This window comes from Dellaglioa sp. CoH-55-MRSF-7 (genome assembly GCF_056782235.1).
The window spans coordinates 1-17,636 of the sequence record NZ_JBXAYI010000006.1 but is presented as its reverse complement, the minus strand read 5'-3'; the positions used below and the strand labels follow the sequence as shown (position 1 = coordinate 17,636).

At 33.8% G+C, this 17,636-nt stretch carries 17 protein-coding genes; 3 read left to right on the top strand and 14 right to left on the bottom strand.

Annotation, left to right across the window (positions count from 1 at the left end):
* Positions 1–61 precede the first annotated feature (61 nt).
* From rny to AC1RPU_RS06400, 12 genes are all read right to left on the bottom strand, one after another.
* Complete coding sequence (gene rny / locus AC1RPU_RS06455; protein ID WP_481761847.1) at positions 62–1,636, bottom strand: ribonuclease Y; 1,575 nt, start codon at positions 1,634–1,636, stop codon at positions 62–64.
* A 147-nt stretch (positions 1,637–1,783) separates the two neighbouring features.
* Complete coding sequence (locus tag AC1RPU_RS06450; RefSeq protein WP_481761848.1) at positions 1,784–3,025, bottom strand: competence/damage-inducible protein A; 1,242 nt, start codon at positions 3,023–3,025, stop codon at positions 1,784–1,786.
* A 63-nt stretch (positions 3,026–3,088) separates the two neighbouring features.
* On the bottom strand, positions 3,089–3,676 hold the full coding sequence (gene pgsA, locus AC1RPU_RS06445) for a CDP-diacylglycerol--glycerol-3-phosphate 3-phosphatidyltransferase (protein ID WP_481761849.1): 588 nt from the start codon (positions 3,674–3,676) through the stop codon (positions 3,089–3,091).
* A 59-nt stretch (positions 3,677–3,735) separates the two neighbouring features.
* A complete protein-coding gene (locus AC1RPU_RS06440; RefSeq protein WP_481761850.1) occupies positions 3,736–4,578 on the bottom strand; it encodes a helix-turn-helix domain-containing protein in 843 nt (280 codons plus the stop codon).
* 88 nt (positions 4,579–4,666) lie between these two features.
* Positions 4,667–5,389, bottom strand: coding sequence for an elongation factor P 5-aminopentanone reductase (gene ymfI, locus AC1RPU_RS06435; protein WP_481761851.1), 723 nt, complete (start codon positions 5,387–5,389; stop codon positions 4,667–4,669).
* Positions 5,390–6,694, bottom strand: a complete 1,305-nt coding sequence (gene yfmH / locus AC1RPU_RS06430) for an EF-P 5-aminopentanol modification-associated protein YfmH (protein ID WP_481761852.1) — start codon at positions 6,692–6,694, stop codon at positions 5,390–5,392.
* Complete coding sequence (yfmF, locus tag AC1RPU_RS06425) at positions 6,694–7,947, bottom strand: EF-P 5-aminopentanol modification-associated protein YfmF (RefSeq protein ID WP_481761853.1); 1,254 nt, start codon at positions 7,945–7,947, stop codon at positions 6,694–6,696. Before yfmF ends, yfmH begins: the two co-directional genes overlap by 1 nt.
* 116 nt (positions 7,948–8,063) lie before the next feature.
* Positions 8,064–10,340 carry an FtsK/SpoIIIE family DNA translocase gene (locus tag AC1RPU_RS06420; RefSeq protein WP_481761854.1) on the bottom strand — a complete coding sequence of 759 codons (2,277 nt, stop codon included), beginning with the start codon at positions 10,338–10,340 and terminating at the stop codon, positions 8,064–8,066.
* Positions 10,341–10,451: 111 nt separating this feature from the next.
* Positions 10,452–10,757, bottom strand: a complete 306-nt coding sequence (locus AC1RPU_RS06415) for a DUF1033 family protein (RefSeq protein ID WP_481761855.1) — start codon at positions 10,755–10,757, stop codon at positions 10,452–10,454.
* Positions 10,758–10,877: 120 nt separating this feature from the next.
* Positions 10,878–11,390, bottom strand: a complete 513-nt coding sequence (gene trmL / locus AC1RPU_RS06410; RefSeq protein WP_409021458.1) for a tRNA (uridine(34)/cytosine(34)/5-carboxymethylaminomethyluridine(34)-2'-O)-methyltransferase TrmL — start codon at positions 11,388–11,390, stop codon at positions 10,878–10,880.
* 178 nt (positions 11,391–11,568) lie between these two features.
* Positions 11,569–12,441: a methyltransferase domain-containing protein gene (locus AC1RPU_RS06405; protein ID WP_481761856.1), complete on the bottom strand. Its 873-nt coding sequence runs from the start codon at positions 12,439–12,441 to the stop codon at positions 11,569–11,571.
* Between the two features lie 46 nt (positions 12,442–12,487).
* Positions 12,488–12,991: a YbaK/EbsC family protein gene (locus AC1RPU_RS06400; RefSeq protein WP_481761863.1), complete on the bottom strand. Its 504-nt coding sequence runs from the start codon at positions 12,989–12,991 to the stop codon at positions 12,488–12,490.
* Between the two features lie 185 nt (positions 12,992–13,176).
* On the opposite strand from AC1RPU_RS06400, the gene guaC reads away from it, so the two are divergent.
* Entirely contained in the window at positions 13,177–14,154 is a 978-nt protein-coding gene (gene guaC / locus AC1RPU_RS06395; protein ID WP_481761857.1) for a GMP reductase, read from the top strand.
* Between the two features lie 29 nt (positions 14,155–14,183).
* Here the strand turns inward: guaC and AC1RPU_RS06390 are convergent, their stop codons facing one another.
* Positions 14,184–15,362, bottom strand: a complete 1,179-nt coding sequence (locus AC1RPU_RS06390; RefSeq protein ID WP_481761858.1) for an AI-2E family transporter — start codon at positions 15,360–15,362, stop codon at positions 14,184–14,186.
* 14 nt (positions 15,363–15,376) lie between these two features.
* Positions 15,377–15,730: a PTS glucitol/sorbitol transporter subunit IIA gene (locus AC1RPU_RS06385; RefSeq protein ID WP_409021462.1), complete on the bottom strand. Its 354-nt coding sequence runs from the start codon at positions 15,728–15,730 to the stop codon at positions 15,377–15,379.
* Between the two features lie 125 nt (positions 15,731–15,855).
* Between AC1RPU_RS06385 and AC1RPU_RS06380 the strand changes: the two genes are divergently transcribed.
* Both AC1RPU_RS06380 and AC1RPU_RS06375 read left to right on the top strand, forming a co-directional pair.
* A complete protein-coding gene (locus AC1RPU_RS06380; protein WP_481761859.1) occupies positions 15,856–16,881 on the top strand; it encodes a lactonase family protein in 1,026 nt (341 codons plus the stop codon).
* A gap of 12 nt (positions 16,882–16,893) precedes the next feature.
* Entirely contained in the window at positions 16,894–17,532 is a 639-nt protein-coding gene (locus tag AC1RPU_RS06375; protein WP_481761860.1) for a copper homeostasis protein CutC, read from the top strand.
* Positions 17,533–17,636 lie beyond the last annotated feature (104 nt).

The following is a 17,636-nucleotide window of genomic DNA, read 5'->3' as shown; positions in this document are numbered from 1 at the left end:
TTTTTCTTTTTAATAGACAAAAAATGATGATTTAAGAAATTAATCTTAAATCATCATTTTTTTATTTAGCATACTCAATTGCTCTTGTTTCTCGAACGACAGTCACTTTAATATGTCCTGGGTATTCGAGTTCATCTTCAATTCTGTTTTTAATATCTCGAGCTAAGACAGTTGCTTGAATATCATTAACTTCATTTGGCGTGACAATAACACGTACTTCACGACCAGCTTGAATTGCATAACTTTTCTGTACACCTTTAAATTCATGTGTAATATCTTCAAGTTTTTCAAGTCTATGAATATAATTTTCTAACGATTCACTTCGTGCGCCTGGTCTTGCAGCTGAAACAGCATCTGCCGCTGCAACAAGAATAGCAATAGTATATTTAGCTTCAACATCACCATGATGTGAAGCTATAGTGTTGATGACAACATCATTTTCTTTATACTTCTTAGCTAATTCAAGGCCAATTTCCACATGTGAACCATCAACTTCATGATCAACTGCTTTACCAATATCATGTAACAATCCTGCGCGTTTTGCTAATGTAACATCTTCACCCAATTCAGCGGCTAACACACCTGCTATTTTGGCAACTTCAATAGAATGGCTTAACACATTCTGACCATAACTTGTACGATAATTTAATCGACCAATTGTTTTAATTAAATCAGGATGAATTGTATGAAGTCCGAGATCAAAGGTTGTTTGTTCACCTAATTCACGAATTTTTTCATCCATTTCTTTACGTGATTTTTCAACCATTTCTTCGATTCGTGCCGGATGAATCCGACCATCTTGAATTAATTTTTCAAGAGTCATTTTGGCAATTTCACGACGAATTGGATCAAACCCACTTAAAACGACTGCTTCTGGCGTATCATCGATAATTAAATCAATCCCTGTTAAGGTCTCTAATGTTCGAATGTTACGTCCTTCGCGGCCAATAATACGGCCTTTCATTTCATCATTTGGCAAGGTAACTAATGAAACAGTTGTTTCAGATACCATGTCAGCTGCACTTCTTTGAATAGCTTGAGCAACTAAATCTTTAGCATTACGATCAGCTTCTGATTTAGCTTGCTTATCACTTTCCTTAATCATAACAGCTCGTTCATGACTTAATGATTCTTTCGTATCGTCCATAATAATAGTCTGTGCTTGTGTTTGTGTTAGAGAAGCAACTCTTTCAAGTTCTTCTTGTTGTTCCTGAATCAGTGAAGTAGCTTCTTGTTGTTTTGTGTCAACAAGTTTTTGGTCAGACGTTACTTTTTTCTCTTTGTTCTCAAGCGTTTGTTCTCGTTTATCTAGTGCGCCATCTTTACGATCTAAAGTTTCTTCACGTTGAATTACTCGATTTTCTTGCTTTTGAATTTCTGAACGTCGTTCCTTTAACTCATTGTCTATTTTATCACGATAACTTTGACTTTCTTCTTTAGCCTCTAAAACAGCCTCTTTTTTCTGAGTCTCAGCATCTTTCTTTGCACTTTTTAAAATACCTTCAGCCGTATGCGTTGCGACATCAAGTGTTTTTTCGAAATTTGACTTTCTATATGCAATTCCAATAAAAATTCCAACAACTAAAGCAATAATAGCGATGATAGCGAGGATTAATACGGTTGTTATAGATCCCATAAAAGTCCACCTCCGCATCATCAAATAATGATTAATTTAACTAATCATAAATTTTTAGATGTTTTTTATTTTGTTCATATACACTTTAGTATTTTACGGTTAATTGCCCCCCGCTGTCAACAACAATCCATTGCCAAATTTAATTATTTACTCATTAATTTCATCAAATATCCATTTAAGTCCACTTAGAACACTTCTTTGTCTAATTGTTTCTCTATTTCCAGCAAAATGAAATTGTTTTGCAATAACGGGACTATTTTTAATTGCTAATCCAATCCAAACCGTTCCAGCTTTCTGATTTTCAAGCTCATCTGGACCTGCAACACCAGTAAATGAAATAGCAATATTTGTTTTCATTTTATTTTGTGTTTGTTGGGCCATTTGTTTAGCGGTTTCTTCACTAACAACACCATATTTTTTAATATCTTCAGTCGAAATACCTAAAATATCAGATTTGGCTGTATTAGCATATGTTATAAATCCACCATCATAAATTTTTGAGACACCTGGTATTTCTGCTAATGTACTTTGAAATAATCCAGCTGTTAAACTTTCGGCTGCAGAAATAGATAAGTTTTTTTCAATTAATTTAGTTACAACAATATTTTGTAACGAATTGTCATCCCCATAGCCATAGAAATAATCACCAACTTTGGAAAGTACATAAATCTCCATTTCGTTAATTAATTCTACAGCTGATTTTTTGTCTGTAGGACTTGCCGTAATTCGCAAAGTGACCTCATTTGTCTTGGCGTATGGTGCAATAGTAGGATTAGTTTGTGAATCAATTATCTCTTTTAATTCAGTCACCAATTTAGATTCACCAATGCCATAAAAACGTAAAACTTTTGATTCAAGATGACTATTTAAGTTATATTCTTCTTTTAATAGCTGTTCAACTTCCTTATTAAACATTGTTTTCAATTCCTTAGGTGGTCCAGGTAATAATAAGAAATCACACGAATCACCTTTGTAAAAATCACCAACAGCCATTCCAGCATGATTTTTAATTGGTTTTGATCCTTCTATATACAAAGCTTGTAATTTGTTGTTTTCAGTCATTTGACGACCCGTTTGTGTAAAATGATCTTCTATTTTTAACATGGCGTCCTTATTTTCAACTAACTTCTCATTTAAAAATTTGGCGACCATCTGCTTCGTTAAATCGTCTTCTGTTGGTCCTAAGCCACCAGAAAGGATAACCAAATCATTTCGTTTTGAAGCCAGTTCAATTGCCTCTAACATTCGTTCTTCATTATCCCCTACAACTGTCTGATAAAATACATTTACACCTAAATCAGCTAATTTTTCAGCTAAGAAAGCACTGTTCGTATTTACAATTTGTCCTAATAATATTTCTGTACCAACCGCAATTATTTCTGCATGCATGATGTTGCCTCCTAATTTAATTAAAAAAGACTAAAACGGTTAAATGTTTTAGTCTAAATATTTTTATTTTTCAAATGAATCTGAGAAAATAGCTCTATTTTGAACAAAGTAATCAATACCTGAATAAACAGTAAAGAATAAACAAATATAAAGAAAAATGGCAGCCATAGGTACATTAATTGCTGCAAATAACACATTATTTAAAAACAATAAAATAATAGCTATCATTTGGGTTGTTGTCTTAATTTTGCCTGGCATAGCTGCAGCCATAACTTCCCCATCATTTTCAACAATAATCAATCGTAATCCTGTTACCGCAAGTTCGCGACAAACAATAATTGCAGCTACCCATGCAGGTACTTGGTTAAATGAAACAAGGATAACAAATGCAGTCATTACAAGCATTTTATCTGCCAATGGGTCTGCAAATTTGCCAAAATTAGAAACTAAATGTTGGCGACGTGCAATTTGACCATCTAAAAAATCTGTTAATGAGGCAGCTGCAAAAATAATTGCACCAATTAGATGTGTCACCTGAATCTGTGTACCAACCCAAGTAACCATTCCCCAATCAATTGGTAATAACAATACAAGCATGAAGATTGGAATTAAAATAATCCGCACAACCGTTAATTTATTTGGTAAATTCATAATGATCCCCTTTTTCAAAAATTGCCAACAACATAGTATCCGTTGTTGACAATTCTGGCTTATTTAATATTTACAGTAACTGTTCTAACTTGTAGAGTTGCATTTGTTTTCATAAAATTAAATTTTTTACCGTTAATCGTGATACTCATAGCTGGTGCATTACCAAAGCTAAAGACAAATGACTTTGTACCGGCTGGGATTGTAACAGTATCCGTTGCATCTGAGACAAGTGTTGCTTGCCATAGTTGTGTGCCATCAGCCGTAATTGAGCTCCAAGCAGCACTACCAGAAGCTACTAATTTAACTTTAGAAGTTGTTGGTGCATTTTCCATTGTGTAAACAGTGTTTGTTCCCGCATCTGAAACATATGTTAATTTTTGCGTTTTCTTATCAGATGAAGAACTAGCCTTTACTGATTCAGAACTAGAAGTTTTAGTTTTTGAGTCAGTTGAAACAGATACTTTAGAACTTGAACTTTCAATTTGAGTATCTGTATCTTTACTATTCAATGTCACACCATAAATTGTACCCAAAATCCCTAAGACAATCACAACAATAATAATTGTTGGCAAGTACGACATAAACTTATCAAAATTACCGTCTTTTGGTAGTTTAGCAGACTTTTCAGAACGTGATACTTGTTCCTTTGCAACGACTGTTTCTTGTGTATCTGGAAGTGTTTCATTGAATTCTTTTAATAATTTATCCCCATCCAAATCAACCGTCTCTGCATATTGTTTAACAAATGCTCGAACGTAAAAATCTCCTGGTAAATCAGAAAATTTTTCATCTTCAATTGCAATCAAATAACGTTTTTGAATTTTCGTCATTTGTTGTAAATCATCTAACGTATATCCTTTATTTATTCTCGCTTCTTGTAATGTTTTTCCAATTTCACTCATGTCTAATTCTCCACTTAGTTTAATAGTTAATCTTCTAACAATCAGTATAACATAATCGTCATGTCCAATTTGTTAAAATTTTATTATTTTATTTCAACCATCCGCCTGAAACATAAATCGTTTGACCGGTGAGGTACCCTGCCTCTTTGGCTAATAATTGTTTTACCCAAAATCCAATTTCTTCGGGATGTGCGAAACGTCCCATTGGAATTTCACTTGAGATATCTTTCTTTGCATCTTTCGAAAATTGTTGATTCATTTTTGTATCAACTGCGCCTGGTGCCACCACGTTAACCGTAATACCTAACGAGGCAACTTCTTTACTATAAGCATTGGCAAAGGACGATAACGCACCTTTTACAGTACTGTACAGTACTTCCATTGGGCTACCAACGCCTCCATAAATTGACCCAATAAATATAATTCGGCCAAAATGATTTTGGGCTAACTTTGGTTCCAATTTCTGAATTAATGCCAATGGTGTTTGAACTTGCATCTTCATCATTTTATCTAAATCAGACATTGGGGCTTCATTGAATAAATGGTAAGAAGTTGTTCCTTCAGCAAATATTACAGCATCTACGGCAAATAGTTGGGATATCACTGGATCAACATTAGTCGCTGTCATATCAAATTGTAACGGCAAAAAATCTTGTTTTGGATATTTTCCCCTCAACTCTTGTGTTAATCCCATAATTGCTTCATCATTTTGATAATAATGCATTGTTAGCGACCAACCAATATCTGCCAATTGTCTTGCAATCATTTGACCAATATCACCAGACGCTCCAAAGATAACTGCCCAACTCATTTAATCATCCTCTTTAGCCATAATTTGGTAGACACTAATTGCTTCAGAACGAATAAAATCTTTAGCTCCTTGGCGAACTTGATCTAATGTCATATTTTCAATAATTGGTGCCCTATCAAAAACAGTGGCATCATCAAACAAATCACCATCATACTGATTTGCAATGCTCTCAAGTGAGTTCATCGATTGAATGGATTGACCTAACATTTCACGTTTAGCCAATTCAAACTGGGCCTCAGCCCCTGAAAGGTACTCTGACGCATTCTCTAAAATATGAATAATGGCATCCGATAACTTTTGAGGGTCATCAGTATCACCACTAATACTTGCAAAATGGAAGCCACGTTCAATTTCAAATTCATAGCCAAAGGAATCATCTAACGTCCCTTCATCATATAATTTCATATATTGAGGGGCCGTGTCACCAAACAAAAGATAAAGAAGCATATGGATTGTCTCTTTGTATTTCAAGCCGTTACGGCCTTCTGGAACATTATCTAATCCTTTTATACCAACAATTGTTTTAGCACGTTGAATGGCCATCTCAGTTGCACGATATGGCATGATGTCTGAACCGTCTACTTGAGTTTCTGGAATTAATCGTTTAATTGTTTCTGCTGCTTCTGGAAACTTTTTATGATTTTGATTATTTTTAATTAAATCTAAAGTTTCTTCTGGATCAACATTTCCTACAATAAATAAATTCATATTACTTGGATGATAAAATGTTTCATAGCACTTATATAAATCATCTGCCGTAATTTTATCGATTGATTCAATTGTTCCAGCGATATCACTGCTAACCGGGTGATTTGGGTAAAGGTTACCTAAAATACCAAAGTATAAACGCCAATTAGGATCGTCGTCATACATTTGAATTTCCTGTCCAATAATTCCCTTTTCTTTTTCAACTGTTTCAGGTGTAAAATACGGATCTTGCACAAAATCTAGTAATGTTTCAATGTTTTCAGGAACATGATTAGAGCTTGAAAATAAGTAGCTCGTTCGTGTAAAGCTTGTGAAAGCATTTGCACTAGCACCATATTCTCCAAATAAATCAAACGCATCATGATCTGCTTTTTCAAACATTTTATGTTCTAAAAAATGGGCGATACCATCCGGTACATGAACAACATCTTCTTCACCAATTGGTACAAATACACTATCAACTGAGCCATAATTTGTTGTGAATATACCATAAGTTTTATGAAAACCTTTACGAGGTAATATATTTACTTTCAAGCCATTTTCCAAAGTTTCTGTATATAATATTTCGTCAAACTGCGGGTATTCTAATGTTTTCATTAATTAATTTCCCCATTCAAAAAGAAGATTGCTTGTAATTTAACATTACGAGCGATAGCTTGAACGGCAGCTTTATCCACGCTATTAATGCCGTCTATCCACTCTGTTGCACTAACTTCTGTGCTTGTTAATTGATCAATCATCGATTGATTAATTAACGCCATTTGTGAGTCAAGACTACTTTGATATTGGTTAATCATTGTCATTTTTGTTTTATTTAATAGTTCATCACTAATGTCACCTGCGATAATATCATCTAATTGTTGTTGAACAATTTCGATAACTTTATCTTTATTTTGTGGTTCAATGCCTGTTTGTACAGTTAAAATACCTCTAAATGTATCTAACGAGCTACTTGCATAATAAGCCAAACTAGCTTTCTCACGAACATTTACAAATAACTTAGCTAGTGGTGAACCGCCAAAAACGCCATTGAAAATAAGACCCGCATAGTACCCATTTTCTCTGTAATAAACTGGTAACTGATATGCCAGATTTAATTTACCCTGAGTCACTGCTTGCGTTTCTGTTTTAGTCACAACTTCTTTAATAGCTTGATCATAGAATATAGGTATCATTTTAAAATCTCGAGGTTTAAAAGGCAACGTTTTAACAATAGTTTCAGTTTCTGATTCATCTAATTCACCAAGGACGAAAATGTCTACTCGATTAGTTGTAAGCATTTGTTTGTAGTAATCAAATAAGCTAGTTGCAGTTATCTTTTCAATATCTTCTACAGTCCCATAGCTAGGAATAGCTTGATCGTTTTGAAAGTAAAGTTTCTGTAATTCTAATCCTGCGTACGATTGTTTATCATCACTAATACTTCTGATAGACATCATCAAATTTTCCTTTTGGCGTTTAAATGTTTCTTCGTCAAAATGGCCATCAGTCACATTCGGATTGAAAATAATTTCTTTGATAAAAGCAAATATTTTTTTTAAACTTTCTGTTTTATGTTCTAAGAATTTATCGTTTACACCGTTTAAAATTAAACTTATTAAGTGAAAGTTTCCTTTTTTACTAACAGTGATACCAAAACTTGCACCATAAAGTTCTGATAATTTTTCGGCTAATTTTTGTTGAGATGGATATTCTGCACTACTAATTTCTAATAAGTTAGCTAATAGCATACGTTCTGCAGATTCTTTTCCGGTTAAAGGTGCTATAAAATTAATAACGATTCTATTCGTTTTAAATTGACTATTTTCAATAACAGTTAAGTTGACACCTGTTTCTAATTGTTTACGCACGAAAATGTGCCTCCTTTTAAATCGGATGTTCTTTTACCATGATAATTGAAAGACTAGTGAAACACAAATTTAATTGTTTCGTAATCTGTTTAGGCTAAACAAAAAAACTGAAAGCCCTAATTAGGACCATCAGTTTCTTCATTTATCAACACTTTGCGCGGCTTACTTCCCTCTGGCGGTCCAACGATTCCTTTTGCTTCCATTTCATCAACAATTCTAGCAGCTCGATTGTAGCCAATCCTAAAACGTCTCTGTAACATGGATACACTGCAAGATTGTTCATGAGTCACTAATTTAACAGCGTCCCCAAATAATTCGTCTTCTGAATCAGACGCTGATCCTGAGTTAGCTGTTTCTTCATCAGTCACAATCATCGTTTCATCGTATTGTGGTTCTTGCTGATTTTTAATAAACGAAATAACACTTTCAACATCTTTATCTGAAATGTAAGCATCTTGTACACGAATGGGTTTATTTAGCCCCATTGGTAGGAATAACATATCCCCACGACCTAAAAGCTTTTCAGCACCATTACTATCAATAATTGTTCTCGAGTCAATCCCACTGGAAACAGCGAAAGCCATACGTGATGGTACGTTAGCTTTAATCAATCCTGTGATAACATCAACAGATGGACGTTGCGTTGCCAAAATCATATGGATTCCAGCTGCTCGAGCCATTTGTGCTAAACGAATAATCGCATCTTCAACCTCATTCGAGGCTACCATCATTAAATCTGCCAATTCATCAACAATGACAACAATATAAGGTAACGTTGCTCTTTTTTGTCCGTCATCTGCGTTTTCTTGCATAATCATTTGATTATATCCAGAAATATTACGTTGACTAGCATCTGCAAACAATTCGTAGCGTCGCTCCATTTCAGAAACAACCTTATGTAAAGCTCGTGATGCTTTTTTAGGATTTGTAACAACCGGCGTTAATAGATGTGGAATACCATTATAGACACCTAACTCTACTTTTTTAGGATCAATCAACATAAACTTAACCTGATTTGGTTTCGTATTCATCAATAAACTTGTGATAATGCCATTAATTGCAACTGACTTACCACTACCAGTTGAGCCAGCAATCAATAAATGCGGCATCGTTGTTAAATCTGCTGTTACCAATTGGCCTGAAACATCGCGACCTAAAGGAACTTCGAGAACTTTATCTGGTGTTGGATTCTTTTGTTGAGATTCAATCACATCCCTGAATGAAACCATTGATACTTTAGAATTTGGTACTTCAATCCCAATAAGTGATTTTCCAGGAATTGGTGCTTCAATTCGAATATCTTTGGCAGCAAGTGCTAAGGCTAAGTCATCCGCAAGGTTAACAATTTTACTAACTTTAACACCAATTGCCGGATGTAATTCATATTCAGTAACAGATGGTCCTAAACTCACACTTTTAATTTCAACATCAACACCAAAGCTTTCAAATGTTTGCTTCAATATTTTTGTGTTTTTTTCAATTGTTTTATATTCGCCACTTTGGTCTTCTTTTGGAATTTTTGTAAGTAATGTAACTGGTGGTAATTGGTAATCTTCATTATCATCAGCCACTGTACTTGATATTATCTTAGGATCATCTTCTGAATCTAATTCTGAATCTGGTTCTTGTTGCGTAATGATAGGTGGTTCATCAACGGTCACTTCTCGTTCAGTTTTTATTTCCTTTTCTTCAGTTCTATGGTCAATTACAGGTTTTAATTCTTCTTCATCTTGTTCTGCTTTATTTTCTTTTCTTTCTTCTTTAAAACTATCTATTGCTACTTTCATTCGGCGAAAACCTTCTCTTGTCCAAGCAATAATTACGTTTAGATAGCGTTGAACAGTATACATAACTTCTGAAAAAGAGAGATCAAAAAAAATAAATAATCCGGCTAAGATGAAAAGTACACTAACAATATAGGTGCCTGCTTGTGAAATTAAGAAGTACGATAATTGGTATAAGCTTGCCCCTATCATTCCACCGCCAACTGTTGAACTAACTGCAGATTGTCGAAAATCGGAAACAAGTGTCTGCCATGTATATTGAATAAATTGGCTATGCACCGATGAGTGCCCAACAAACCAGGCTTCAAGAAAGACTAAAACACCAACATATAAAATAACGGATCCCCAATTAATTCTTTTCTTAACTTTGGGCTCTTTTCCCATAATCATTAAGTAACTTCCATATACACCGAGAATTAATAATGCGAATTGATATGTATTACCAACAAACAAACGGAAAACGTTAGCAAATAAAGCACCCAAATATCCCAGTGCTAGCACACCAAATATTCCAAACAATAAAAATATAACACCAATTATATTTTTAGAAAATTTGTATTGAACTGTTTTTTTTGTTGTTCTTTTTTTTCTTTTCTTTTTTTGAGCCAAAACAGTTCCTCCTTCTGTTAAAATAGATACTCAATTATACCATATCTTAATTACCTTCCGTGTCATTGTCTAGTCATTTCCACAAAAAGAGAGTTAATAACAATTATGTTATTAACTCTCTTTTTTGGCTGTAATTTCTTTGCCATCTTTAACTAACAGTAACCCTTGATATAACTGTAAATCATCACCACAATCTGAACAATAATCCATTTGTTCCTCATTCCAAAATGCTGTCAAAAATTGACGTTTACTTTTTTGATGGCTAAATTCAGTGGTAAATGCGCTAGATTGTTCCTCAAAAAAAGCCATCGCTTCATCCATTGAATCAAAATCAACTGTTTTTTGAATATGACTTTTCCAATCATCAAAAAACCACCATGGTTCATCAAATCCAAACATTGTTATTACTTGAAACAAGTTAGCTCACACCCTTCCATTTTATAAAATGACTGTTCATCATAAATACCGGTTTATTTCTTAACCCGAAGCAAGTATAACCCATTTATGAATTTCTAGTCTATAAAATGCTCAAGCTACTTATTTTAGCTTATCATTTTCATACGTGTGTGTTTTATCTAGATTTAAAAAGTCTTGTTGTCTAAGTGTTTCATAAATTACAATAGCAGCTGAATTAGATAAGTTTAAGGCACGAATGTGCGTATCATCTTGTGGAATTCGGATTGCTTTCTCTTCATTTTGGCGCATAAAGTTTTCAGGAAGACCTGTTGTCTCTTTACCAAACAAGAAGTAATAGTCCTTATTCACATCAGAATAATCTACTTGTGAATAAGTTTGCGGTGCAAATTTTGAAACCAAAAAAAGTTGTTTCTGATCTGGAATAGATGCTAAAAAATCTTGTAAATTTTTATGATACGTAATTTTTACTTTATCCCAATAGTCTAGTCCAGCACGTTTTAAATATTTATCGTCTGTTGAAAATCCTAAGGGCTCAATTAAATGTAGTTCAGTATCCGTTCCAGCACAAGTTCTAGCAATATTACCTGTATTAGCAGGCATAAGTGGTTCAAATAATGCAATATGATTCGTCAAAAATTAACATCCTTTCAAAAAATCGTTATTATTTTAGGCAACAAAAAAACGCATCATTTCGGTGTGGGCACGGCGAAAAGATACGTTAATGAAGATCAATTTCCAGAAGCTGACAACATCGTCGACAGTCTCTAAACAACCGAATTCGTATACTCATAATACCACAGCAATTTATTCGTTACAACACTGATTCTAACTTATTTTTACGATATTTTAATAGTGTAACGTCAACCGTAATTTTGGTTAAAGGTTGTTTTTTAGCTTTAGCCTGATTATCTGTTGTAGCTCCCCAATGTAAAGGAGTCATTTCGAGTAAGGCAGGAAACAAGCCTTCTGGAATATCGAATTGATAACTAATTGTAATTTGTTCAGAGTCAGGATAATTTTCTTTAAACAGATTTAAAACCTTTTCATTACTATAACTCCTATTATGACTCTCTTCGTTATATAGAAGTTCGCGTAATTCAACTAAGTAATTTGAATTTGGAATGATTTTTAATAACTGCCCGCCATCCTTTAATACTCGATCAAATTCTGTATAAGCAGAAGGCGAAAAAATATCAATAATTGTTGAAAATGACTTATTATTAAATGGTAGTTTAGCCAAATCAGCAATACAATAAAAAGCATCTGTCTCTTGTTGTGTCGCATAATTGATTGCATCTTTTGAAATATCAAATCCAACGTAAGTGTCTTTAGCATTTTGGCGTGTTACTTCTATATCATGAAGTGGTGTTCCCTCTCCACAACCTACATCCATAATTGTTTCTTCTTCATCAGAAAGCTGCTCAAGAATTTTATCCGTAATCGGTTTAAACAAGCCTGCTTGTAATAACTGTCTCCTTGCTAACCACATATCCAATTCATAATCACTTTTAACCCCATGATTCAAGAAAAAAAGAGTTCCTTTTTTTGATAAATCTATTTGATGATTTTCAGGGCAAAACATCGTCTGGCCTTCAACTTTACTGTAGGGGTTTAAGCAGACAGGACATCTAAATAAATCGATTTTATTTTTTAAAAATACGGCACTTTTCTCAATTTTTTTCAATTTACACTTATTCCTTTTTATCGTTTATTTTACATTCAATAGCTATTTATTTTTCAATGTTAATGTAATGACCTTTAACCAATTCAACAAGTTCTTCACGTTTTACGCCAACAGAACGACCAACTTTACCAGCTGAAACCCAAATTTTATCGAACTCTTGAATTCGTTCATCAAAATAAATGGGAAATCCTTTTCGAACATTAATTCCAATTGGTGTATTTGCGCCATGAACGTAACCAGTAATATTGATTAAATTTTTATTATCTGCTAAATGCAATTGTTTTTCATTTAATTCACGTGCTACTAATTTTAAATCAATTTCAAAAGTAATAGGAAGGCAAACAACTACGTAATCTCTATCACCGTTACTTCCCTGTAAAACAATTGTTTTTAAAATACTTCTTTCATCCGTTCCTAGTTCTTTAGCTTCTTTGCTTGAATCCATTTGTCGACCACCTAAAAAATCAAAAGTATAGCTCTCAAATTCAATATGATTTTGATCTAAAATGCGTTCGTCATTTGTTTTTTTTACTTTTTCTTTTTTTGCGATAATAATCACTCCCAAAATAATTATAGCACGACGTCTATCTCTTCACGTATTCTTATTTAATTTTCGATTTATTTCAAAAATATGTTGACTAAATTCGCTAAATAGCGTAAATTATCAGTTGGTTACTGATAATAATTTAATAAATACTAAAAATAGTTCGTGTTTAAAAGAAATGGGGAAATATTATGCCAGTTTTTGATTATGAAGATATTCAGCTCGTCCCTAACAAATGTATTGTAAATAGCCGTTCCGAAGTCGATACATCTATTCAATTTGGCCCTCGCCGTTTTAAACTACCCGTTGTACCTGCGAATATGCAGACAATTATCGATGAACCGTTAGCAGAATGGCTTGCATCAAATGACTATTTCTATGTCATGCACCGTTTCGATGAAGAGAGTCGCTTACCTTTCGTCAAAAAAATGCATGCAAAAGGTTTGTTTGCTTCTATTAGTGTTGGCGTTAAACCACATGAATGGGCATTAATTGAAGAGCTTGCCGATGCTGATTTAATTCCAGAATATATAACAATTGATGTGGCGCATGGCCACGCACAAAGTGTCATTGATTTAATTCATCATATTAAAAAATGGTTACCAGAGTCATTTCTAATTGCTGGAAATGTTGGCACACCTGAAGGCGTTAGAGAACTAGAAAATGCTGGTGCAGATGCAACTAAGGTTGGTATTGGACCCGGAAAAGTTTGCATCACTAAAATTAAAACTGGATTCGGTACCGGCGGGTGGCAATTAGCCGCTCTTAGATTATGTTCTAAAGCAGCAAGTAAACCAATTATCACTGATGGTGGTATAAGAACTCATGGTGATATTGCTAAGTCAGTCAGATTTGGGGCCTCAATGTGTATGATTGGTTCACTCTTTGCTGGTCACAAACAAAGTCCTGGTGATTTAATTGAAAAAGATGGTAATCTATTTAAAAGTTATTTTGGCTCTGCCTCTGAATATCAAAAAGGTAGCCACACTAATGTTGAAGGTAAAAAAATGCTCGTTCCTTTTAAAGGTGACATTCATGAAACTTTACTTGAAATGCAACAAGATTTACAATCTTCAATTTCTTATGCTGGTGGTAATTCTCTCTCTGCACTTGAAAAAGTCGATTATGTAATTGTTAAAAATTCAATTTTTAACGGTGATACGCTTTAATCAAAAAAGTTAGACAAAATAAAATTTGTCTAACTTTTTTGATTATCTTTATTCGTTTTCTCTGATTCGTCATACAAACCAGAATCCTTTTTATACCATACAAAAATCCGCGTTACAATAACTTTTAGAATTGCATATCCTGGGATTCCAAAAATAACACCTATTAATCCAAAAACCCGTCCCGAACCTAATAAAACAATTAAAATTGTAACGGGATGGATTGCTAAACTACTTCCAAGAATCAATGGAGAAATCAATCTTGCTTCAATTGTTTGTTCAACAATAAAAACAACAATAACCTTTATCAACATAATTGGTGACACGAAAGCAGCAATTACTAGTGCAGGAATCATCGCTAGAAAAGAGCCTAAATAAGGAATTAAATTCAAAAAACCTGCCAAAATCCCTAACGTTAAAGCAAACTTAAGACCAACTACTGAAAAACCAATAACAAATAATATGGCCACAAAGAATGCTACCGTTAACTGACCTCGGATATATTGACTGACTTGTAAATTAATTTCATCTAATAATTCAATGATTGATTTGCGATATCTTACTGGGAAAAAATTTGATAAATACTCAGGTAAATCGTGCCCATCTTTTAATAAATAAAATAAGATAAAGGGTGCTGTTACTAATCCAATGATAAATGTCGTTACAGTACCAACAACGCTACCTAAAGAATCAACTGTTGATCCAATAACTGAGCTCGCTTTTTTGGATACTGTTCCTACGATATCTGTATTTATTTTTTCAATTGAAGTTTTAATAGTATCAAATAAAGATGACGACATAAAATCATTCGTTTGATGTGTGATATTTGACCAATACGTCGGCCAATTTTTAATAATACTAATTGTTTGTGTTTGTACAGCAGGAATCAAAACGACAATCCCCCATACTAAAAACCCAGAAATTACTATAAATACAACTGTAATAACCAAACTTCGATTCAATTTAAAGCGCGTTTCACAAAAATCTATCAATGGGGATATTAAATAATACAGCACGCCAGCTAAAACAATTGGGAAGCCAATAATGCTTAATAACTCTCCAATTGGTGCGAAAAACCAGCCCACTTGTGCTAACATAAAAATAATTAGCAAACTTAACAAAACAATTGATAAAATGCTAACTGTTTTATTATTAACAACCCATTTCCAAAACCATGATCGTTGTGAAGTCGATTTTTCATTTGGGAGCATTTTAATCTACTCCTTTACTTATACGTGATTGTATTACCGACTTTAAAAGTTGGCAATACATGCGGTGTTAAATAAATACCATTTGGTTGTGGATGTTCTGGAACTTCCATAAAGAACAAGGTAGCATGCCCAACCGACTCAAAATTACTTGAAACTAACTCTCCAGCGAAATCAATTTTATAAGTTTGTTCATTAATAATCATTTCATCACCTGTTTTTGGCGAAATAATTTTTTTATCATCTTCAAATGATTGAATGACAGAAACTTGTCTTAAATCATCCGTTGCACTCTGATTGAAAAGGATAACAATAGGTTCCTTTTTTGAGATGGCATCTTTTCCAATTTCTTCAATTCTTGCTGTAATCATACTTTATCGTCTCCCTTATCCTTTATAGTTACCTATAATTATAGCATAGTCCCCAGTATAAATAATAACGTTTACAAAAATATATGATATAATATTGACAATATCATGAGGAGGTATTTGTAACTATGAAAGAGACTATTTTGTTTGGTACATATACAAAAAAGACAAGTACTGGTATCCAACGAGCTCAACTTGATACAATTGAAAAAAAAGTTTCTAACGCTACACCCTATATAAAGGTTGAAAATCCAACTTATCTCACGAAATCGGACAAAGGTGTCTTATATACCGTTTCAAAGAGGTCAGATTTAGGTGGTATATCAGCCTTTACCCTTGCATCAGAAAATCCCCAATTTTTAAATGACGTTTCAGCTGAAGGCGCTCCGCCTGCTTACGTTGCTGTTGATAATAACCGTCAATTAGTCTACAGCTCAAACTACCATAAGGGTCTTATTTCCATTTCAAAAATTCAAACTGATGGCTCATTAGCTCTTATTAATGAAGTTACAAATGAAGGTCATGGTCCAAAACCAGAACAAACAAGCTCTCATATTCATTTCACTGATTTAACACCAGACAATAGGTTAGTTGTTTGTGACCTTGGAACTGATCAAGTGTTAACTTTTGATGTGTCAGATAATGGTGCTATTAAACAAATTGCTGAGTATCGTTCAGAGCCTGGGTTCGGTTCTCGTCATATTGTTTTCCATAAAAATGGAAAATTAGCATACTTAGCTGGAGAGCTCTCAAGTGAAGTTTCGTTACTTAGCTACAATCAAACGGATGGTTCATTTAAAGAGATTCAAACACTTTCATCAATTCCATCTGATTGGAATGCTCATAACGGAATTGCTGCTATTCGCATTTCTAAAGATAGCCGCTTTTTGTATGTCTCTAATCGCGGAAACAACTCAATTGCTTGTTATTCACTTGCTGTTGATGGCACAATGACACTTATTCAACTTATTTCAACTGAAGGTGACTTTCCTCGTGATTTCAGTTTAAATAAAACAGAACAATTTTTGGTTGTTGCTAACCAAAACACTGATAATGCTACCTTATTCGAACGTGATTCAACCTCTGGTAAATTAACTTTACTTCAAAAAGATATTGCCGTTCCAGAATCCGTTTGCGTTTATTTTGAAAATTAGGAGAAATTAAATTTGTTAATTAAAGAAGTTGCAGTTGAAAATTTTACTGATATCCCAAAACAATTTGCCGCTGGTGCTAATCGTTTTGAACTTTGCGATAATCTTGCTGTCGGTGGTACAACTGTCAGTAAAGGTGTTATGTCTGAAACAATGCGTTATGCACAGGACAATGAAGTCCCTGTAATGGCAATGATTCGTCCCCGTGGCGGAAATTTCGTTTATAACGATACCGAATTAAAAATTATGGAGGCTGATTTATTTCAGGCTCAACAACTTGGTGTAGATGGCGTCGTATTTGGCGCTTTAGATACGAATAATAACTTAGACATAGAGGCGATGGAGTTTTTAATTGCAGCAAGTGGTGGCATGCAAATCACTTTCCATATGGCTTTTGATGAAATTCCTAATAATGCACAACTTGATGCGCTATCTTGGTTAGCAGAGCATGATATCGATCGTGTTTTAACGCATGGCGGATCACTTGATAAGCCTATCGAGGAAACGTTACCCCACCTCAAAGAAATTATTGACTGGTCAAACGGTCTCATTAAAATTGTTCCAGGTGGCGGTATTACACTTGATAATGTTGATACTATTGCTGCTAAATTAAACGTTAAAGAGCTTCATGGTACAAAAATAATTTTAAAATAATCATCTAAAAAGGTTCCAACAACTTCATGTACTAGGCCCTGTCAAGTTGACGGATGAAATAATATAAAATTTAATATGTTTCTAAATGGCTTTATCCCAGTATT